At 44.2% G+C, this 20767-nt stretch carries 17 protein-coding genes; 2 read left to right on the top strand and 15 right to left on the bottom strand.

Going from position 1 to position 20767, the window contains the following annotated elements; translation table 11 throughout:
• The first annotated feature begins 15 nt into the window (after window positions 1-15).
• Window positions 16-465, top strand: a complete 450-nt coding sequence (locus ACZ5B7_RS01740) for an OsmC family protein (RefSeq protein WP_464492380.1) — start codon at window positions 16-18, stop codon at window positions 463-465.
• Window positions 466-488: 23 nt separating this feature from the next.
• Here ACZ5B7_RS01740 and fosM read toward each other — a convergent pair whose 3' ends face one another.
• The 8 genes from fosM to nirB form a co-directional block, all read right to left on the bottom strand.
• Window positions 489-911 carry a FosM family fosfomycin resistance protein gene (gene fosM, locus ACZ5B7_RS01735; RefSeq protein WP_464492379.1) on the bottom strand — a complete coding sequence of 141 codons (423 nt, stop codon included), beginning with the start codon at window positions 909-911 and terminating at the stop codon, window positions 489-491.
• Window positions 912-998: 87 nt separating this feature from the next.
• Window positions 999-1433, bottom strand: coding sequence for a YueI family protein (locus ACZ5B7_RS01730; RefSeq protein WP_464492378.1), 435 nt, complete (start codon window positions 1431-1433; stop codon window positions 999-1001).
• Window positions 1434-1756: 323 nt separating this feature from the next.
• A complete protein-coding gene (aceA, locus tag ACZ5B7_RS01725) occupies window positions 1757-3040 on the bottom strand; it encodes an isocitrate lyase (RefSeq protein WP_213147767.1) in 1284 nt (427 codons plus the stop codon).
• A 75-nt stretch (window positions 3041-3115) separates the two neighbouring features.
• A complete protein-coding gene (aceB, locus tag ACZ5B7_RS01720) occupies window positions 3116-4687 on the bottom strand; it encodes a malate synthase A (RefSeq protein ID WP_464494413.1) in 1572 nt (523 codons plus the stop codon).
• Window positions 4688-4907: 220 nt separating this feature from the next.
• On the bottom strand, window positions 4908-5525 hold the full coding sequence (locus ACZ5B7_RS01715) for an NAD(P)-binding protein (protein WP_464492377.1): 618 nt from the start codon (window positions 5523-5525) through the stop codon (window positions 4908-4910).
• Window positions 5526-5537: 12 nt separating this feature from the next.
• Window positions 5538-7007, bottom strand: coding sequence for a uroporphyrinogen-III C-methyltransferase (gene cobA / locus ACZ5B7_RS01710; RefSeq protein WP_464492376.1), 1470 nt, complete (start codon window positions 7005-7007; stop codon window positions 5538-5540).
• A gap of 27 nt (window positions 7008-7034) precedes the next feature.
• Complete coding sequence (gene nirD / locus ACZ5B7_RS01705; protein ID WP_464492375.1) at window positions 7035-7355, bottom strand: nitrite reductase small subunit NirD; 321 nt, start codon at window positions 7353-7355, stop codon at window positions 7035-7037.
• Window positions 7356-7360: 5 nt separating this feature from the next.
• Complete coding sequence (gene nirB / locus ACZ5B7_RS01700) at window positions 7361-9787, bottom strand: nitrite reductase large subunit NirB (protein ID WP_464492374.1); 2427 nt, start codon at window positions 9785-9787, stop codon at window positions 7361-7363.
• Window positions 9788-9992: 205 nt separating this feature from the next.
• On the opposite strand from nirB, the gene ACZ5B7_RS01695 reads away from it, so the two are divergent.
• Window positions 9993-10877 (top strand): alpha/beta fold hydrolase, encoded by an 885-nt coding sequence (locus ACZ5B7_RS01695; protein ID WP_464492373.1) that lies wholly within the window; start codon window positions 9993-9995, stop codon window positions 10875-10877.
• Between the two features lie 143 nt (window positions 10878-11020).
• On the opposite strand, the gene pruA is transcribed toward ACZ5B7_RS01695, so the two are convergent.
• The 7 genes from pruA to ACZ5B7_RS01660 all read right to left on the bottom strand — a co-directional run bounded on the left by pruA (window position 11021) and on the right by ACZ5B7_RS01660 (window position 20721).
• Window positions 11021-12568 carry an L-glutamate gamma-semialdehyde dehydrogenase gene (gene pruA, locus ACZ5B7_RS01690; protein ID WP_464492372.1) on the bottom strand — a complete coding sequence of 516 codons (1548 nt, stop codon included), beginning with the start codon at window positions 12566-12568 and terminating at the stop codon, window positions 11021-11023.
• A 180-nt stretch (window positions 12569-12748) separates the two neighbouring features.
• Window positions 12749-13912, bottom strand: a complete 1164-nt coding sequence (locus tag ACZ5B7_RS01685) for a CamS family sex pheromone protein (RefSeq protein ID WP_464492371.1) — start codon at window positions 13910-13912, stop codon at window positions 12749-12751.
• Window positions 13913-13924: 12 nt separating this feature from the next.
• Window positions 13925-15931 carry an NAD-dependent DNA ligase LigA gene (gene ligA / locus ACZ5B7_RS01680; RefSeq protein WP_464492370.1) on the bottom strand — a complete coding sequence of 669 codons (2007 nt, stop codon included), beginning with the start codon at window positions 15929-15931 and terminating at the stop codon, window positions 13925-13927.
• A 99-nt stretch (window positions 15932-16030) separates the two neighbouring features.
• Window positions 16031-18352 (bottom strand): DNA helicase PcrA, encoded by a 2322-nt coding sequence (pcrA, locus tag ACZ5B7_RS01675; protein ID WP_464492369.1) that lies wholly within the window; start codon window positions 18350-18352, stop codon window positions 16031-16033.
• Between the two features lie 71 nt (window positions 18353-18423).
• A complete protein-coding gene (pcrB, locus tag ACZ5B7_RS01670) occupies window positions 18424-19107 on the bottom strand; it encodes a heptaprenylglyceryl phosphate synthase (protein WP_464492368.1) in 684 nt (227 codons plus the stop codon).
• A 231-nt stretch (window positions 19108-19338) separates the two neighbouring features.
• On the bottom strand, window positions 19339-19644 hold the full coding sequence (locus ACZ5B7_RS01665) for a YerC/YecD family TrpR-related protein (RefSeq protein ID WP_213147778.1): 306 nt from the start codon (window positions 19642-19644) through the stop codon (window positions 19339-19341).
• 24 nt (window positions 19645-19668) lie between these two features.
• The gene (locus tag ACZ5B7_RS01660; RefSeq protein WP_464492367.1) at window positions 19669-20721 is read right to left on the bottom strand and encodes a DUF3048 domain-containing protein; all 1053 of its coding nucleotides are present in this window, start codon (window positions 20719-20721) and stop codon (window positions 19669-19671) included.
• Window positions 20722-20767 lie beyond the last annotated feature (46 nt).

Here is a 20767-nt window from a genome sequence, read left to right as displayed (position 1 = left end):
ACTGGAGGTTTTTGGATGGCTGAACATCGATTTTTATTAAAAGCAAACTGGCCTGGGCTTCGGAATGATGTTGGTGAAATTGAAACCGCAAACCTGAAAACGAAGGTATCCATCCCGCCGGAAATGGACGGCCCGGGGGTCGGGACAAACCCCGATGAAATGCTGCTGGGTGCGGCTGCGACTTGCTATATCATCACGCTTGCCGCCATGATGCAGCGGAGCGGGCTTGATAAGGCGGGCTTAACGATGGAATCCGAAGGGATTGTCGATGTGACCAATGGGGTTATTACCTATAAAAAAATCATTCATAAACCACTTATCGTTTTGAAAGCGGATGCTGCCGAAAAGGATTTTGCATTAGCACACAGGCTTGCCAAGAAAGCGGAAACCTCCTGTATGATCAGCAGGGCGGTGCAAGGAAATGTGGAGATAGAATTGCGCGCTGCGGTCGAGGCGTCAAACTAAAAAGGGGCTTTAGGGCCCCTTTTTCAATTGAAAAACTCCATATGCTTTTTTTCTTGTTTATAGTAATCTAGTCTGTCTTGAAGTGTACCTGTGTGAAACTCAAATTTATGTCCATCCGGGTCGGTAAAATATAGTGATCGTTTATCCCTTTCGTCTCTTTGGCGGCCCGGCAGAATGTTGACCTGGAGTTGTTTCAGATTTTCAAACATGTTAAGGAAGTCTGCCTCTTCGATTGAAAAAGCCAGATGCGTATAGGAATGATGTATTTCATTTCTCGGTATATCCTTCTCCTCATTCAGGGCAAGCCATATGCCGTTTAGGTCAAAATAGGCGGTGGTCCTTCCTTTCACTAGCAATTTGGCGTCAAACACGCTTTGATAGAATTGGATGGATTTTTCTAGATTGGAAACGGAAAACAAAATGTGGTTTATTCCTTTAATAGTCATGATTCGCCCCCCTTCTAAATATTACCACGATTTTACTTATGGATATAAAAAAACCCATGGCACCTTTATTCCATGAGCTGATTAGCTTTATTTTCTTTTAAATAACTTTGAAAAAAGTCCTTTCTTCTTATTTTGCTTTGGAATCACAATTTCCTTTTTTGTAAGGTAAATTTCTTCTTTATCAATAGCATGATTCATTGCTAAAACTAAGCCGATGTCGGTGTCATGCTCCTTGTTGGTGACAATAGTGTGGCCAATCTTGTGTTTGGATGCGACTTTTACATATTTGGATAATTGGGCGTAACCCATATTTCCGTTTAGAAAAAGATGGGCACCAGGATATTTCTTCATTAACTGCCCTACTTGAGGGTACACTTCGGTTTCAGCTACCTGTTTTTTCGTAAGAGCGACAATAATTCGTTCGCGTAAAGATCCTAAAAATTTCCGTCTTTCCTCAGGCTTGGTTTCGAGCGGTCCATGAATGCCTTGCTGCAAGACCTCGTCAACGGTTTGTTTTTTCAAAAAGAATCAACTCCATTTAAAGGGCTATTTACTATGTATGATTTCTGTAAAGAAAACGTTCCAATCTCAGCATCTCTGAGAGTAAATGATGGCCATCCGCGAGTATTTTCACTTTATCCGAGAGTATTCCGCTCCTATCCGAGAGTAATTTGCGGTTACGAGAGTAAATTACGGTTATCCGAGAGTATTCCCGCGTTATCCGAGAGTAAACATACCTTATCCGAGAGTATTCACCGCTTATCCGAGAGTAACCCCCGCCCCAGCCACAAAGAAAAAACCCCTCCCTCCATTAAGGAGGGAAGGATTCACGTCCGAACTCTATATTATTTAGAACCAGTAAACTGCTCTTCCTCAGTAGAACCTTTCAACGCAGTAGTGGAAGAAGTACCGCCGGAGATTACCATAGATACTTGGTCGAAGTAACCAGTACCAACTTCGCGCTGGTGACGAGTAGCAGTGTAGCCGTATTGCTCGCTGGCGAACTCAGCCTGCTGCAGGACAGAGTAAGCGGCCATGCCGTTTTCTTTGTAACCGCGGGCAAGTTCGAACATGCTGTGGTTTAGAGCATGGAAGCCTGCAAGTGTAACGAATTGGAACTTGTAACCCATTTTGCCAAGCTCTTGTTGGAACTTTGCGATCGTTTCATCGTCAAGCTTCTTCTTCCAGTTGAAGGAAGGTGAGCAGTTGTAGGCAAGCAGTTTGCCAGGGAACTTCTCATGGATTGCCTCTGCAAAGCGGCGTGCTTCTTCAAGGTTTGGCTCGGAAGTTTCGCACCAGATTAGGTCGGCATATGGAGCGTAAGCCAATCCGCGGCTAATTGCTTGGTCAAGACCTGCTTTTGTACGGAAGAAGCCTTCAGCTGTACGTTCGCCAGTAATAAACTCAGCATCGTTTTCATCGATATCGCTTGTGATTAAGTCTGCAGCGTTAGCATCTGTACGGGCAACCAGCACAGTTGGAACGCCCATAACGTCAGCTGCTAAACGGGCAGCAATCAGGTTGCGAACCGCAGTTTGCGTAGGAAGCAATACTTTACCGCCTAAGTGGCCGCATTTTTTCTCAGAAGAAAGCTGGTCTTCGAAGTGAACGCCGGCAGCACCTGCTTCAATCATGCCTTTCATTAGTTCGAAGCAGTTTAGCTGGCCTCCGAAGCCTGCTTCAGCGTCAGCCACGATTGGAGCGAACCAATCGATAGAATTGTCGCCTTCTCCATGAGTGATCTGGTCAGCACGCTGAAGTGCTTGGTTGATACGCTTAACAACAGCCGGAACGCTGTTTGCAGGGTATAAGCTTTGGTCAGGGTACATGTTACCGGAAAGGTTAGCGTCTGCAGCAACCTGCCAGCCGCTTAAGTAAATAGCCTTAAGCCCAGCTTTAACCTGCTGAACCGCTTGGTTACCAGTTAAAGCGCCAAGAGCGTTGATATAATCTTCTTCGTTTACTAGTTTCCAAAGCTTTTCAGCACCTTTGCGAGCTAATGTATGTTCAATATCGATAGAACCTCGAAGTTTGATCACATCCTCTGCAGTATATGGACGTGTAATCCCCTTCCAACGTGCATCCATTTCCCAGCTTTCTTGTAATTGCGCTACTCTTGCATCAGTCATTTTAAAATCCTCCTATCAACCTATTAAAGTATTTTTTTAAAATATATTTTTGAAGAGTTAAAAACTCTCAAATCCCTATAGTTGTTGGTAACCTGGAATAGTTAAGAAATCTGCAAAGTCGTCATTTAAGATTAAGTTGTCAAACAGGTTAACGGCTTCGTCGAACCGCCCGTTCAAGTAGGCTTGGTCCCCAATTTCCCGCTTGATTTTCGTAAGTTCCTCGGCCTTTAGCTGTTCATATAATTCGGAAGTTAACTTCCGGTTGTCTTTTAAGATGCCCTTTGGATGACGGATCCACTGCCACAGCTGGGCCCGTGAAATTTCGGCGGTTGCCGCATCCTCCATTAAATTATGAATCGGTGCTGCACCGCGGCCTGAAAGCCAGGAAGCCACATATTGAATACCTACATTGATGTTGGTACGGACACCTTCCTCAGTAATCGTACCCGTTGGCACTTCCAATAAATCACTAGCTGTAATGGTAATCTTCTGCTGTTTAATCGTATGGATTTGGTTTGGAGTCGGCATTTCGCGGTTGAAAACCTCCATCGCCACCGGAACAAGCCCAGGGTGGGCAACCCACGTCCCATCGTGACCGTCCCGTGCCTCGCGCTCTTTGTCAGTGCGAACCTTGGCAAATGCCTCTTCGTTTGCCTTGGGGTTATCCTTGATTGGAATCTGTGCTGCCATTCCCCCTATTGCCGGTGCCTTGCGGCGGTGGCAGGTTTGAATCGTAAGTAAGGAGTACGAACGCATGAACGGCACTGTCATCGCCACCTGCGAACGATCCGGTAAAATAACATCATCTTGGTTACGTAGTTTTTTCAAATAGCTAAAAATATAATCCCATCTTCCGCAGTTTAATCCGGCTGAGTGTTCCCTTAATTCATAAAGAATCTCTTCCATTTCAAAAGCGGCCAGGATGGTTTCAATTAACACAGTTGCTTTGATGGTGCCTTGGGCAATCCCGAGCCTTTCCTGTGCGTATACAAATACATCATTCCAAAGCCGTGCTTCCAAGTGGCCTTCAAGCTTTGGCAGGTAAAAGTAAGGACCGGTTCCTCTTGCCAGCAGTTCCTTTACGTTATGGAAAAAATACAATCCAAAGTCGAAAAAGCTTCCTGAAATGGTTCTGCCGTCTAATAACACATGCCTTTCCTCGAGATGAAGTCCGCGGGGTCTGACAATTAGTACAGCTGTTTTTTCATTCAGTTCGTATTTTTTTCCTTCTGGATTTTCAAAGTTAATCGTCCGATTAACGGCATCCCGTAAGTTGATTTGCCCTTCAACGAGGTTCTCCCATGTTGGTGACGTGGCATCCTCGAAATCGGCCATGAACAATTTGGCTCCGGAGTTTAAGGCATTGATGACCATTTTTCGGTCAGTCGGCCCGGTAATCTCCACCCTGCGGTCCTGAAGGTCATGAGGCAGTGATGCAATCCTCCAGTCACCATTTCTGATGTGCTTCGTCTCAGGGAGGAAAGCAGGAAGCTTGCCGTTATTAATTTCCTCTTGGCGTTTCTGTCTGGACTGTAACAGTTCAGCCCGCCTTGGGCCAAATTTGGTTTCAAGTTCTTCAATAAATTTCAAAGCATCTGGCGTTAAAATCCCGTCGTATTGGGCCTTCAAGGCACCAACCACTTCCATCCCCCTTGTTTGCGTCGACACGAACTTGATCACCTCTTTGTTATAATACAGTAACTATCCTCGCTTTGTATTATATAACACACTTTCGGAAAATGGAACTACTTTTCTGAAAAATTTTAAAAAATAGGTAAAATTCCCCTGCGTAGATAAAAAAATCCTTGATATTACTAGATTCTTAACACAATAAAAAAAGCAGATACCTCTTACTCAGGTAGCTGCTTTAAATCATTTTTTCATATAAACGCTGAAACATCTCATCCCAGTCGCCGCTGTTCAAAAATTCCGGGCTGACGATGGCTGTTAACAATTTTCTTTTTAAATACGCATCCTCAACATTTTTCAAAATCCATTGCCGTTTTGAAAAAAGAAATTCTAGATAATCCTCGTACCGGGAGTCAAACTGCTGCTCAAGCTGCTTACGGATCTGTTTCGCTAGGATTGGGCTTGCTCCTCCTGTGGACACCGCAATGCTTAAGCGGCCTCGCTTCAGATGGGAAGGCAGATGGAAATCAGACTCCTCCGGATTGTCCGCAATGGATACAAGCTGATGCTCCGCCGCTTCTTCCTTCACCAGATTGTTGGTGTGTGGGTCATTCGTGGCCGCTATGATGAGAAACGCCTCCTGGATGTCCGACTTGGCAAACGGCTTTTGTTTCCAGGCTATTTTTCCTTCGTGGGCCAAATGTTGTATAACAGGCGTACTTTCCGGGCTAATGACTGTAATGGCTGCTCCCGTTTCCAGCAAGCCTTTTACCTTCCGCTCAGCTACCATGCCGCCGCCGGCCACGATTACCTTTTTTCCTTCAAGCTTAAGCATAATTGGGTAATAACCGTTCATTCTGCCCCTCCATCATCTATTGGCAGGAGTCTTTTCCGGCCAAGGACCAGTTAAATACTCGACTAGCGCCTCTTTAGTGGCCTTTTTTGGCATGCCGCTTTCCGCGAGACCTAGTTTGGCCACTTCGCCCATCGTTTGTTTGCCCATTCCGACAACTTGGACATTTTTCAAAAAGGCTTCTGTTTCGATGCCGAATTTTTGCAAAGCTGTTATAAATGGCTCAACAGAGGCGCTCGAAGGGAAAACAACTGTATTTACATCCGCATCGTCCATCATTCTTTTAAAAATTGAAAAGAACTGTTCATCTACTTTTTTGTCGCTTGTTTTCCAGAAATCAGCGTTTTCATATTTTTGTACCTGGGCCCCGCTATCTCCAACTACAAGCATTTTTCCCCCATCGGACATTTCATCGATCAAGCCTGGAACGAATCCTCGTTCTTTTAAGGCATTGATGGTTTTGATGGAAAAACCGAAAAGGTCTGCTGTAATTTTCCGAATATCCACCCCATGATTCTTTAACGCAGTGAAAAATTCTTCGATACTCTCAGGCGATGTGAATAAGATTTTTTGATAACTGGATATGGTACCCATAATCTCTTCGTTAACAGGTGCTGCGATTCTTTTCCACCTTGGAAACTCGATTACATCCGCGCCTTGACTCATCAGTTCCTTCGCTAACTCGCTCTCGCCTTCACTCGTGCGCGCCAAAAGAATCTGCCGGCCATGTAATGGCTTTTTCTCAAACCAGCTTATTTTTTCACGGAGAGATGCGACATATCCTACCAAAATAATCGCCGGATTGCTAAACTTCGCCTCTTCAGCCTTGGCGGCAATATCAGCCAATGTCCCCTGCAGTGTCTTCTGACGGCCGAAGGTGCCCCATTGAATTAAAATTACTGGGGTTTCGGCTGGCTTCCCGTGGGCAACCAAGTTTTCACAAATGTATGGCAAGTTCCGGACTCCCATGTAAAAAGCGATTGTATCCATCCCGCGGGCAAGACTTGCCCAGTCAAGGAGCGGCTTGCCTTCCTTTGATTTATCATGGGCCGTTACGACCGTAAATGATTCCGCATGTTCCCGATGGGTAACAGGGATTCCGGCATAAAGAGGGGCAGCCATTCCCGATGTGATACCCGGGACAATTTCGAATGGTATTTGGTGGTTCGCCAAGGCTTCCGCTTCCTCGCCAACCCGGCCGAATACACCCGGGTCGCCGCCTTTAAGCCTGACCACAGTTTTACCTTCCAATGCTTTAGCGACCAAAACGTCATTTATATTTTCTTGCCGTAAAAAATGGCGGTCCGGTAATTTCCCCCCGTAAATCAGTTCACAATTGTCAGGAGCAAACTCCAAAAGCTTCGGGTTGGCTAGGCGGTCATATAGAATAACCTCTGCCTGCTTGATGGCTTCAAGCCCTTTCACAGTAATTAGTCCAACGTCCCCCGGTCCTGCTCCTACTAAAAAAACTTTTCCAGTTCCCATCGTGCAGCATCCTTCCGTGTTTTCCTTCTATAATACGACAAATATAATATCTTTTTCTATTTCTATGTTAAATGTTTTAACATAGCCGGTATCCGGAGCCTGCACAAGCCCGTCTTTTAAGGAGATTTTCCAATCATAGACAGGGCAAAAAACATAATCACCACTGACAAGCCCTTCCGAAAGAACACCGCCCTTCGAATGGGGACTGCGGTTTTCCAAGGCATAAACATTGCCATTAGATGTTTTAAAGAGCGCAATTTCCTTGTCATCGATTTTAATAGTATAACCAGATCTTGCTTTTAGGTTTGAATAGTTTGCAACCGGTATACGAGTTATAGTTTGCAGCATTTTGCTCACTCTCCGACCTTAATGGTATGTTTAGTATAATATTTCTCTTGAATTTCTTCACTATGAATGGCTTCATCCCATGGCTCGATATATTTTTTCAAAGTTTTGTCCATCCGTTCGTTTAAGGCTTTGCGTGTTTCCTCGTTTGCCAAGACCCCTTGGATATGCTCTAAGCTCAGGCGCTCTAGCCATTTGGAAGTACGCTCCAGATAGTTTGCTGTCTCACGATAGTATTGCAGATAGGCGCCGGTCATTTCGATCACCGCTTCTTGGGTTTTCACCGTGCATAAGTGGTCACCAGTGCGAAGGTCAACCCCTCCGTTGCCGCCGACATAGATTTCCCAGCCTCCATCAATGCCGACGAAACCGATATCCTTGATACCTGCTTCAGAGCAGTTTCTTGGGCAAGCAGATACCCCCATCTTCACTTTGTGCGGCGTATCAAGACGCTCAAATTTCTTTTCAAGCTCAATGCCAAGTGCCATTGAGTCCTGTGTACCATAGCGGCAGAATTGGGCACCGACGCAGGTTTTGACGGTGCGAAGCGTTTTTCCGTAAGCATACCCTGATGGCATATTAAGCTCTTCCCAAATGCTTGGCAGGTCTTCTTTTTTGATGCCAAACAAGCCAATCCGCTGGCCGCCGGTTAGTTTTACTAATGGAACATTGTATTTCTCGGCCACTTTGGCAATTTTTATTAAATCCTGTGGTGTTGTCACCCCGCCGTACATTCGCGGCACAACGGAATAGGTTCCGTCCTTTTGGATATTAGCGTGCATTTTTTCGTTAACAAGGCGGGAATCGCGGTCATCCTTATACTCGTCCATGTGAATCATGCCGAGGTAGTAATTAATCGCGGGTCGGCATTTTGTACAGCCTTCCTCGTTGTTCCAGCCTAAAACGTTCATGACTTCTTTGACACTTGTTAAGCCCTTTACTTTGATTTCTTGAACCAATTCCTCGCGGCTTAAGGTTGTGCAACCGCAAATGCTTGTTTTTTGAGCTGCTGATGCGTCAAATTGGTCGCCGAGAGTATGTTCTAGTATGCTTGCGACCATTGGTTTACAGCGTCCGCATGAGCGGCCGGCGTTTGTGCAATGGCTGACCTGATCTAGAGTGGTCAACCCTTGTGTTTTGATCGCCTCGACAATGGTTCCTTTGGTAACGCCATTACAGCCGCACACCAGTTCATCATTTGGCATGGAGGCAATGTCATCACTGGAGGAGCCGCTTGCACTGCATTCTGACTGAAGAATCGATACGCTGGTCATGCCGCTGATGTTTTCCTGTTTCGTTAGCATCCGAAACAGTTTTGTGCTGTCTTTTGTATCACCGTAAAGGACAATCCCAACAATCCTGTTATCTCTTGTTAGAATCCGTTTATAAATGCCGTCATATTCGTTGTAGGCCATGATTGATTTTGTTGTGCCGTCTTCAAAGATTTCCCCCGCTGAGAAAAGGTCAACCCCTGCTACCTTAAGCTGGGTGCCTGTTACTGAACCTTTATATGGCTCCGCTTCGAAGCCGCTGATGCGATTCGCCAAGACCTTCCCTTGTTCGTACAATGGCGCCACTAAACCATAGACAATTTCCCTGTGTTCGGCACATTCTCCGACTGCGTAAATGTGAGGAAGACTGGTCTCCATAAAGTCATTTACGACAATGCCTCTGTTTACATAGATGCCGCTGTTTTTGGCCACTTCTGTGTTTGATTTGATGCCTATTGCCATGACAATTAGGTCGGCTTCTACTTCTGAACCATCTTTAAAGCGTAGTCCGGTTACCCGCTCATCTCCAAGGATTTCAACGGTTTCCTTTTCCATTAAAAAGTTCATACCTTGGGCTTCTAGTTCTGCCTTAAGCATAGATGCTGCAATATGGTCCAGTTGGCGTTCCATTAGCGACGGCATTAAGTGAACAACATCCACTTTCATTCCTAGGTTTAGCAGGCCTCTTGCAGCTTCAAGGCCAAGCAGACCGCCGCCGATAACAACAGCTTTTTTGTATTCCTTTGATGATTTGATCATCATTTCACAATTATGGATATCACGAAAACCGGTCACACCCTGTTTATCCGTACCTGGAATTGGCAAAATAAAAGACTTGGAACCTGTTGCGATAATTAATTCATCGTACTCAACTTCACGGCCTTGGTCACTGATGACCCGTTTGGCTTCTGCGTCAATTTTTACAATAGCTTCGCCTGTATATAATTGAATATTGTTTTCTTTGTACCAATCCAACGGGTTGATAATGATTTCATCGAAACTAGTATCGCCTTGAAGAATATTTGATAGCTTAATTCTGTTATAGTTTGGATGTGGTTCTTCTCCAAAAATGGTGATTTCAAAATGTTCAGGTGCAAGTTTAAGGATTTCTTCGATTGTCCTGACTCCAGCCATTCCGTTACCGATCATTACTAATTTTTTCATGTTGGGCCGCTCCCTATATGTTTTGTTTAGTTATTTTTAATGGTTATTAAGGTTTCATTTATAGTTAAATTGTAAACTCCCGTCTTTTGAAAATTTGTGAGGTTCGTCACAATCCGCTGTTGTTTGTGAATGGTTTCACATTATTGTCATAAACCTATTATTTGGTGGATAATATTGGAATAACCAATGGTGACTGAGGTGTGAAATGGCGGAACACACAATTTATAAAAGTGATGAAGGTAAACAAAAGATTCTTAGATTCTATAAGAATTACGTGGATTCTTTTGGGGTAGAAATGGAAAGAGTTTATGTGGAGACTTCTTTCGGCAGGACACATGTATTGATTACGGGCCCAAAAGACGGGAAACCGTTATTTGTTTTTCAAGGGGGAAATTGCATCAACCCGATGACATTGTCATGGTTTAAACCTCTTTTTGAACACTACAGGGTTTATGCTCCTGATACGATTGGCCATCCCGGGTATAGTGCAGAGAACAGGATTTCGGCGAAAGATGATAGTTTTGCCCGCTGGATTTCAGAGTTAATGACCTATTTCGGTGTAGAAAAGGCCACTTTTGCAGGTCCATCCTACGGTGCCGGAATCTTATTAAGGCTCGCTGCGTATTTGCCTGAGAAGATAGCTTGTTCGGTGTTATTTTGTCCAGCAGGGATTGCGCTTGGTTCAAAATTAGAGATGATTAGAAAAATCTTAGTTCCGTTGATGTTTTTCAAGGGAACCAAGTCGGCAGCCCAACTGCAGAAAATAGCGGATAATATGTCTGATGGTTTTATGAAAGAAATAGATAAAGAGATTATCTGTAGCATCTTCAACTATACGAAGCTTGAACAGGATATGCCTAAGCTGACGGAAAAGAGGGAGTTACTGCGTTACACCGCTCCTACCATGGTTATCGCCGGCAGTAAGGATGTGTTTTTTCCAGAGAAGAAAATAGGTCCGGCAGCTAAGGAAATCATCCCCAATCTAGCAAACTATGAAGTGTTTAATATGGGGCATATCCCATCAGAAGAACAGTTGGTTGTAATTAATGGGAAAATAAAAGAGTTTTTAAGATTGCATTATGGTTGGTGAAGGACACTTTCAGATTTACTACACTCTATTTTGTCCTTCATAACCCCGATGAAGGACAATATCCAGCTCAAAACAACTAATTTTGTCCTTCACAAAACAAAAGACCTCTTCCGAATCCAAAAGGGAAGAGGTCTCATATATAACTAATACAATTCCGATGTTGTTTTTCCTTGCATATGAAGAAGCAAGTAGTCAGGGCCGCCAGCTTTAGAGTCTGTTCCGGACATGTTGAAGCCGCCGAATGGCTGGTAGCCGACAATGGCACCCGTACAACCGCGGTTGAAGTAAAGATTACCGACATGGAAGTCCTCGCGTGCCTGCTCCATATGGGCACGGTTTTTGGTAATAACCGCACCCGTTAAGCCATATTCAGTATTGTTGGCTATCTCAAGCGCTTCGTTGAAATCCTTCGCTTTTGAGAAACCTACCACCGGTCCGAAAATTTCCTCTTGCATGATGCGGGACTTCGGATCTAAATCAGCAAATATAGTTGGCTTGATGAAGTAACCTTTGGAGCTATCTCCTTCGCCGCCAGTCATCAATTTGCCTTCTGACTTACCGATTTCAACGTATTCCATGATTTTCTTGAAAGCATTATTATCAATAACAGGGCCCATGAAAGTATCTTGTTCAGATGGCTCGCCAACTTTTATTTGATTAGTCAATTCCACGACGCGATTCAATACTTGATCATATACGTCCTCAACAATAACAGCCCGAGAACATGCAGAACACTTTTGACCGGAGAATCCGAATGCTGATGCCATGATGGATTGTGCAGCCAATTCAAGATCTGCTTCACTGTCCACAACAATCGTATCCTTACCGCCCATCTCGGCAATTAATCGTTTCATCCAAAGCTGTCCTTCGCTGATTTTGGAAGAGCGGTCGAAAATGCGCAGGCCAACATCTCGGGAACCAGTGAAGCTGATGAAACGTGTATCCTTATGATCAACTAAGTAGTCGCCCACTTCGGCGCCGCTGCCTGGAACGAAGTTTAGTACACCCTTTGGCAATCCTGCTTCTTCCATTACTTCCGCAAATTTAGCTGCAATAATTGGTGTCGTGGATGCAGGTTTCAACAGTACCGTGTTGCCAGAAACAATCGCGGCAACGGTAGTACCTGCCATGATTGCAAATGGGAAATTCCATGGTGAAATGATAATACCTACACCAAGCGGAATATAATCGTAACGGTTAAATTCGTTGGGACGGCTTTGTACAGGCACACCATTTTTTAAGACAAGCATTTGCCGGCCATAGAATTCTAAAAAGTCAATTCCTTCTGCCGTGTCAGCATCTGCTTCTCTCCACGGCTTACCCGCTTCTTTTGTCATCAAAGCAGAGAACTCATGCTTGCGGCGGCGGATAATAGCTGCCGCTTTAAAAAGCACATCTGCACGGACTTCCGGCTTGGTTTTTCTCCATGTTCTAAATGCCTCAACGGCCGCCTGCATCGCTTTTTCTGCAAGTTCTTTATTGGACTTTGACACGCGGCCGAATACTTCCTCTTTGTTGGCGGGATTATAGGAAACGATTTTTTCCTCAGTAGTCACTTTTTCACCGCCGATAATTAACGGATAATCCTGTCCTAAATATCCTTCAACTGTTTTTAAGGCTTGAAGATAGGCTTGGCGGTTTTCTTCCACAGTAAAATCTGTTAACGGCTCATGTTTATATGGTTGTACCATGCTAAAATTCCTCCTATGTAATAAATCATTTAATCCTTACGGAAAAAATAATAGGTTGTCTAAAAATACACTGAAAACCCCCTCTTCAGGAGGCGGCGAATTTCGCAGAGAAACAATCCTATTTTGCCTCGAAAAATAGATTGTTAACCAAAAAAAAAAGACCCGGCCGCCGGCCGAATCTTATTGGTAAATATACACAAACGGTTCATTTTCATTGGCTTTACGGACAATCAGTGCTTCAGGGCCGTCCACGGAGGTCACGTTTACTGATACCGAAATGTATTCAGGAAAATGCTCCATGACCAATCCCGTGACATATTGGGTAAATCCAATTCCCTCTGTTTTTCCGTAAAATTGAATTGGAATCGTGATATCCAAATTTTGCAGCTGATCGCCTACGTAAAACGCCCGGCCAATCACGCCGTTGAAGTTAGGAAAATATTCTTCAACATCCTGTTTAAAGTTTAAAAAGGCGATTGTATCATCGCGGTGTGCTTCCTGGGCATCACTGGATGGGAATAAATAATATTTTTCGTCGACTTTTTCCCATGAGTTTAGACTTGAGCTGCCTTTATCAACTGTTGTATATGCAATGAAATTTCCTGGCACAACCGAAGATTTGCTTTGCTGGGCGAATAATGCAATCGTGATTGGAACGTCGCTTACATTTTTCATGGTCCTAATTCGTTTGATCATTTCTTCCGCTATTTTCTTTCCTTCGCGTTCCATGTCTGCAAAGTCAATATGCTGCTCTTTTTCAACAGTACCGCTATCGACTTGAACCTTGTAATAGTAGGTTGAATTAAGGGCAAGGCCAATGGTAATTCCGCCTAGTGAAACGTTACCTTTATCATCCTTTGTTAAATAATCATGCTCCAAAATATGTGCTAAATAAAGCGGACTGCTCGGTTCCCCTGGCGGGCCTGTATCAACAGGGTTTAATCCGATATTATCCGCTGCCTTCAGGCTTTTTGCCTTTAGCTGCTCCTCTGTATATTGTCGGCTCAGCAATTGTCTTACCGTTTTTTCCTTGATTTCCTGTCCTTCACGGAAATAATATTTATCAGTATCAAAGCTATTTTGGGCTATACGCATTAAACCCATTTCAAACTCGTTTAAATCATATCTTGTATTGATATTATTGACGACCAATCCGCGGGCCTGCCCCGGCTCAAATGGCAGAATGGTCCGGTAATATTTATCTGAAATATTATATTTCGGAATAATCGCCTTCCCTTTATCCTTCTCCTTTGTTTGCACTTCTTCATTTTGCTTTTGAAAAGTAGGTGCGCAGGCACTCAGCAAAAAGACAAGGGAAAGCGCGAGCAATGAGAGTTTTCTCAAAACTGACACCTCTTACTTATTTAATTCTTCAAGGAGCTTCTCTTCATCCCACACTTCAATTCCCAGTTCCTGTGCTTTTGCGAGCTTGGAGCCTGCATCTTCACCAGCAATGACCAAGTGGGTTTTCTTGCTTACACTTCCCGCCACATTTCCGCCTAACGCCTCAATCTTTTCTTTTGCTTCATTTCTCGATAAGCGTTCCAGTTTGCCGGTTAATACCACCGTCTTGCCGGCAAAAATAGAATTAGATTCCTCGGCGGATACCTTTCTTACCCCTTTAAACTCCATGTTCACTCCAAAAGAAGCTAATTCCTGAAGCAGTTCGGTTGCCTCTTCCTGTTCGAAAAAGCTGACGATGGAATCAGCCATTTTATCACCGATTTCATTGATGGCAATCAGATCTTCTTTGGAAGCAGACGCTAATCTTTCCATTGCCCCAAATTCCTGGGCCAAAGTTTTTGCCGCTTTTGCCCCGACATGACGGATGCCAAGCCCGAAAAGCAGTTTTTCCAGCGAGTTTTCCTTAGAGGCTTCAATCGCTTTTAACAGATTGGAAACCGACTTATCTCCCATTCTTTCAAGGGCAATAAGCTGGTCATAGGATAGCTTATAAATATCAGCCACATCGCTGATTAATTTTTCGGCAAACAACTGGCTGATGACCTTTTCCCCAAGGCCATCAATGTTCATCGCATCCCGTGACACGAAATGGATTAAACCTTCACGGATTTGCGCCGGGCATTTCGGATTAATGCAGCGAAGGGCCACTTCACCCTCTAATCGGACTAGTTCGCTTTCACATTCCGGACAGTGTGTCGGCATATGAAAATCGACCTCTTCTCCTGTGCGCTGATCAGCCAAAACATTGACGACTTCCGGGATAATGTCGCCCGCTTTTTTAATGACGACCTTGTCGCCAATTTTGATATCCTTCTCTCGGATTAGATCCTCATTGTGCAAGGAAGCACGCTGCACAGTGGTTCCAGCCACTTTAACCGGTTCTAAAATAGCTGTAGGTGTAATAACGCCGGTGCGGCCGACGCTTAATTCAATATCCTTCAAAGTCGTTACAACTTCTTCAGCCGGGAACTTATATGCTATTGCCCAGCGCGGGCTTTTGGCAGTCGTTCCAAGAGCAGCCTGCTGTTCTAAGGAGTCAATCTTAATAACGATCCCGTCAATTTCATAAGGCAGATGCGGGCGCTTCTCCACCCAGCCATTTACATAGTCAATTACCTCATCGATATTGACGCACTTTCTCCGCTCTTTATTTGTTTTAAACCCAAGTTTGTCCAAGTAATCTAAGCCTTCGCTATGCGAGACGACGCCGAGGTCCCCTGGATTTCCAATTCCATATAAAAAGATATCCAGTCTCCGGGAAGCCGCCATTTTCGTGTCAAGCTGGCGGAGTGAGCCTGCCGCCGCATTTCTTGGGTTGGCAAATAGCTCCTCCCCCCGCTCTTTCCTTGCCTCATTCAGCGCTTCAAAGGAACGCTTCGGCATAAAGGCCTCACCGCGGACCTCCAAGGACACAGATTCTGTGAGGCGGAGCGGAACGGATTTAATTGTTCTTAGATTTGCCGTTATATCTTCGCCAATTGTACCATCACCGCGGGTAGCCCCCTGGATAAACAAACCGTCTTCGTAACGTAAAGAAACTGCAAGGCCGTCAATCTTTAACTCGCAGACATATGAAAAGTCATCCCCTACAGCCTGACGGATACGGCGGTCGAAGTCTCTTAAGTCCTGTTCATTAAAAGCGTTGCCCAAGCTCAGCATCGGTGTTCGATGCTCGACTTTTTCAAAAACATCAAGAACCTCTCCGCCAACCCTTACAGACGGAGAGTCAGGTGTTTTTAATTGGGGGAACTTTTCTTCAAGCTCCAATAGCTCCTGCATCAATCGGTCATATTCAGCATCCGGTACGGATGGTTTGTCTAAGACATAGTATTCATAACCGTATTGGTTTAATAGTGTCCGCACTTCGGATATTTTTTGTTCAGCGGTTTGAAGGTCCATATATCCAACCCTTTCCTCATCTAATTGCAGCAAGTTCCCCAATAAAAATGAGGAAACCTATTTTTCACTTACTTTAAGACGATTTTTCAGGAAAAATCGTTACACCTTTTTGATCGGTGCAAATTTGGAAAGCAGGCGTTTGATGCCAGTTGGACTTGGAAAAGCAATATCGAGTTCGGTGCCTTCTCCCTGTCCTTTCACACTGACAACGGTCCCAATGCCCCATTTTCCATGTTCAGCTTTGTCGCCAACCTTCCAGTCAGCTCCCTCACCGCCCGAAGCAGCTGAAACTGGGCGCATAACTGGCTTACGTGGAGAGGCAGGAGTGCCAAATGTACCCCGGCCGGTTCCTGAAGCCCCGGCAGATTCGAAGGAAGAACGTGACCCTGCAAAGGAAGAACGGCTCGAGCCAAATGAACTGCCGCTCGATGAAAAAGAAGAACTTCTTGAGCCAAACGGCGAATGCCGTCTTTCCGGTTCAAAGACTTCCAAAAGGTCTTCGGGAATTTCACTAATAAACCTAGACGCCGGATTCATATTAGTCCGTCCAAACAGGGTCCTCATTTGGGCATTTGTAAGGAACAGATTTTGCTCTGCTCTTGTGATTCCTACATAGGCAAGACGGCGTTCCTCCTCCATTTCCACCTCTTCCATCAAGGAGCGGCTGTGCGGGAAAACCCCTTCTTCCATACCAATTAAGAATACAATGGGGAACTCGAGTCCTTTTGCGGAATGCAAGGTCATCAAAACAACTGAGTCTGCCTTTTCCCCGTCATCATCCATGGAATCAATGTCGGCAACAAGAGCTAAATCAGTTAAAAAGGCAACAAGGGTTTTATCATCATTTGTTTCTTCAAAGTTTTTCGTAACAGATAACAATTCCTCAAGGTTCTCCAAGCGGCTTTGCGCTTCTATGGATTTTTCTGCCTTTAGCATTTCGCTATAGCCGGTTTTATCGAGGACTTCTTCCACTAATTCAGTTACGGATAGAAACTCCTGCATATTCGTATAATTTTTGATTAAATCGCGGAATTCTGCTGCCGCTTTTGTTATTTTTGGGCTTAAACCAATTAAATCAATGGAGTCAAGCGCTTGAAAAATCGACAGATCATGCATCGCGGCAAAATCAATAATTTTATCAAGCGAGCTTGAACCGATGCCGCGTTTCGGAACATTGATTACTCGCTGCAGGCTGATGTCATCATCTGGATTGGAGATTAATCGCAAATAGGCAAGCATATCCTTGATTTCTTTTCGATCATAGAACTTCGTACCGCCGACAATGGCATAACCGATGTTTGATTTAAGCAGGACTTCTTCCATTACACGGGACTGGGCGTTCGTACGGTACAAAATGGCGATGTCCGAAAGCTTGTACTTCCCATCGCGGGTCAGTTCCTTAATTCTGCCTGTAACAAACTGTGCTTCGCCCTGCTCGCTGTCGGCACGGTAATAAACAATTTTGTTTCCTTCAGGATTTTCCGTCCATAAATTTTTCGCCTTACGGTTAAAGTTCTTTTCAATCACTTTATTGGCTGCCAAAAGAATCCTTTTGGTAGAGCGGTAGTTTTGTTCAAGAAGAATGACTGTAGCGTTTGGATAATCTTTTTCAAAGGAAAGGATGTTGGCAATATCCGCACCTCTCCAGCGGTAAATGGACTGGTCGGAGTCGCCGACAACACAAAGGTTTTTAAAGCGGTTTGCCAGCAGTTTGACCAGTAAATATTGTGCTTTGTTCGTATCTTGATACTCATCCACGTGAATATACTGGAACTTGCGCTGATAGTATTCCAATACTTCCGGCACACGCTGGAACAATTGAATCGTCTTCATGATCAGGTCATCAAAGTCCAGGGCCTGATTTTTCCGGAGGCGTTTCTGGTATTCTTCGTAAACATCGCTGACAACCTGTTCGAAATAGCCCCCAGAGGTTTTTGCATATTCTTCCGGGTCAATGAGTTCGTTTTTAGCAGAGCTGATGGAACCCAGAATCGCCCGCGGGTCAAATTTCTTTGGATCAATGTTCTTTTCCTTTAATATCCCTTTAATGACGGATTGCTGGTCGCTTGAATCCAAAATCGTAAAATTTCGGTTAAACCCGATACGGTCGATGTCACGGCGTAAAATGCGGACACACATCGAGTGAAAGGTAGAAATCCAAATTTCTTCTGCAGCGCCGCCCATCATTTTCGCAATCCGTTCTTTCATCTCTCGGGCAGCTTTGTTCGTAAATGTAATAGCCAAAATATTATAGGGATTAACCCGTTTTTCCACAATTAAATAAGCAATTCGATGCGTTAACACTCTCGTCTTGCCGCTTCCGGCCCCGGCCATGATCAACAGCGGTCCGTCCGTGGCTTTTACAGCCTTTTGCTGCTCCGGGTTCAAGCCGTTTATCAATTTATCAGTTAAATATTGCAATCTATCCACCACCAAATACAAACATTCGTTCTTATTTTTATCATAACGGAATCTGTGTCCTTAAGCAACTTTTATCGGACACTCTTCACGGTTTCTAATGCTAGGTCAAAGTTATCATAAATAGCGTTTCCTACTACAATTACATCCGCGTGCTTGGCCATTTCTGCAGCCTGTTCAGGAGTTGAAATGCCGCCGCCATAAAACAGCTTCGTGTTATTAAGCACCTTTTTCACGTCAGCAACCAATTGCAAGTCGCCGTATTTGCCACTGTATTCTAAATAAAAAATGGGCAGATTAAACATTTTTTCCGCCATCATCGCATAGCCCTTAACATCATCAATGGTTAATTGTGCATTGGCGGAGGAAAGTTTAGCTGCTTTGCAATCGCTATTAAGGATGCAGTAGCCCTCCATGACTATTTCTCCCCAATCCATAATTTCACCAAACTCCTTCACCGCTTGATGATGAAGGCCGGTAATCCATTTTGTATCGGTACTATTTAGGACGGTTGGGATAAAATAAAGATCGAAGCCGGGGGTTACGGTTTCGATGTTTGATATTTCAAGTACACAGGGCACAGTATAGCGACGGATCCTAGCCATCAAATCAAGAACATTTTCAAGCGTGACTCCGTCCGTTCCGCCGACAATCACGGCATCCGTACCAGATTCGCAAATTTTTTCAAGTTGTTCGTCCAATATTTCTTTATTTGGGTCGAGTTTGAACACGTGGCGCCACGCGTGAACATCATACATCTATTAAGCCCCCCAATTCATAATTCCATTAAACCATTATAGCACTAGAGCATTCGATACAAAAACAATACAATGAAACTATTTTTGGAAAATATCGGTATGGTAAATGGAAACTCGCCGATTGGCGAGTCCGATAGGACGAAGACAGAGGCGTAGTTGAATTTATACTTTCCTATTAGCTAAAAAGAAAAAACCGGAGAGACTTTCTACTCCGGTTTTTTGATATTTAGGTTATGCCTGGCTGTTTTCTTCCTTTATCCGCTCTAAGACCATTTCATAGGTGTCGTTTCCAAAGTTCAAGCATCGTTTTACGCGTGAAATGGTAGCTGTGCTTGCTCCAGTTTCCGATTCAATTTTGTGGTACGTGTTTCCTTCACGGAGCATTCTAGCTACATCCAGGCGCTGGGCTAAAGCCTGAATTTCGTTAATCGTACATAAGTCATCAAAAAAACGATAGCATTCCTCCAGGTCCTTCAATGAAAGAACGGCTTTAAACAATTGGTCAAGCTCTTTACCACGTAGTTTATTAATTTGCATATAATTTCCCCTTTACCGTATAAATCATTGTACATCAAATGAGACGCTTTGAGAAAGGCCTGGTTTAGCCGGCACTACATTGACCCATGTTTTTCCTGGAATGAGGGGAACCTCTTGGCCCTCCTTCATCGGAACAATTCGTCCGTCCTTGTTCGCCCAATTCACTTCGTTTACTTTTCCCATTTGCAGCAGGTAGGCTTTTCCTCCGGATTTTAAATCCACTTTCAGGTGGCCTGCCGAATCATAAACCTGGTGAACTGCTTCAATGATAAAAATATTATCCAATAGGACTGGCTCATTATTTTCTAAATCCACGGTCTGTTCACCGCCAGAAAAGCGTTTGTACTTGCCAGACTGGGGATCAAACGTAAAAGTCGAATCAGAGATGCCTCCTCTTGAGTAGGAAATCATCACAGATTTTGCTTCATTTCCTGTGACCTTACTCTTTTCGTCCTCTTTTAAAAATGTAAAGCTGGGTGGTGTTTTATCCATCGTATAGTGCTTTTGTTCAACACCCTTTAAAATGTTTTCGTACGTAATGTACGAGTTATGCGGTGCTTTGCGGGCACTGGACCGCTTAAACAATGTACCATCATATTGCATTCCATTTAAGTTATCAACATAGTTGCTCTCAAGCATCTGCCTTGCTTCTTCACTGTACCCATGGGCGATATAAAGAGCGTTTAGACCTTTGGCCAGATCAATATAATAGGCTCGTGAACTTCTTACCGGACCTATATTTGCCGGCTTTTCACTTTGAAAGACAGCTAAGAAACGGGTCATATCCCCTTCTGCAATAAGTTCATAGACAATATCCGCCTTAGACAAGCCTGATTGCGGCCTAGCCTTTGGATGATTATTAATCATGACTGCGACTGCTCTTCCATCTGTTTTCGTTTCTGATTTTACGCCAGTAAGAGGAAAATAGTAGGCGATTTCTTCCTTCTTTTCTTCTTTTTCCACTACCTTGTCAACCACTTTTTCTTTTGGTTCCAGTGGTTTTACCGTTTCTTCTTTCTTACTGCATCCAGAGAACAGTATAAGAAGCGCTGCTGCTGCAACAGCCCATTTTTTCATCCAGTCAACACCCCTGTTTCCTCTCCATACATCCAATCACTTTCGC

It is taken from the genome of Neobacillus sp. S1115 (assembly GCF_055385565.1).
Note: the sequence above shows the minus strand (reverse complement) of the source record. Positions and strands in the feature narration are given on the sequence as shown.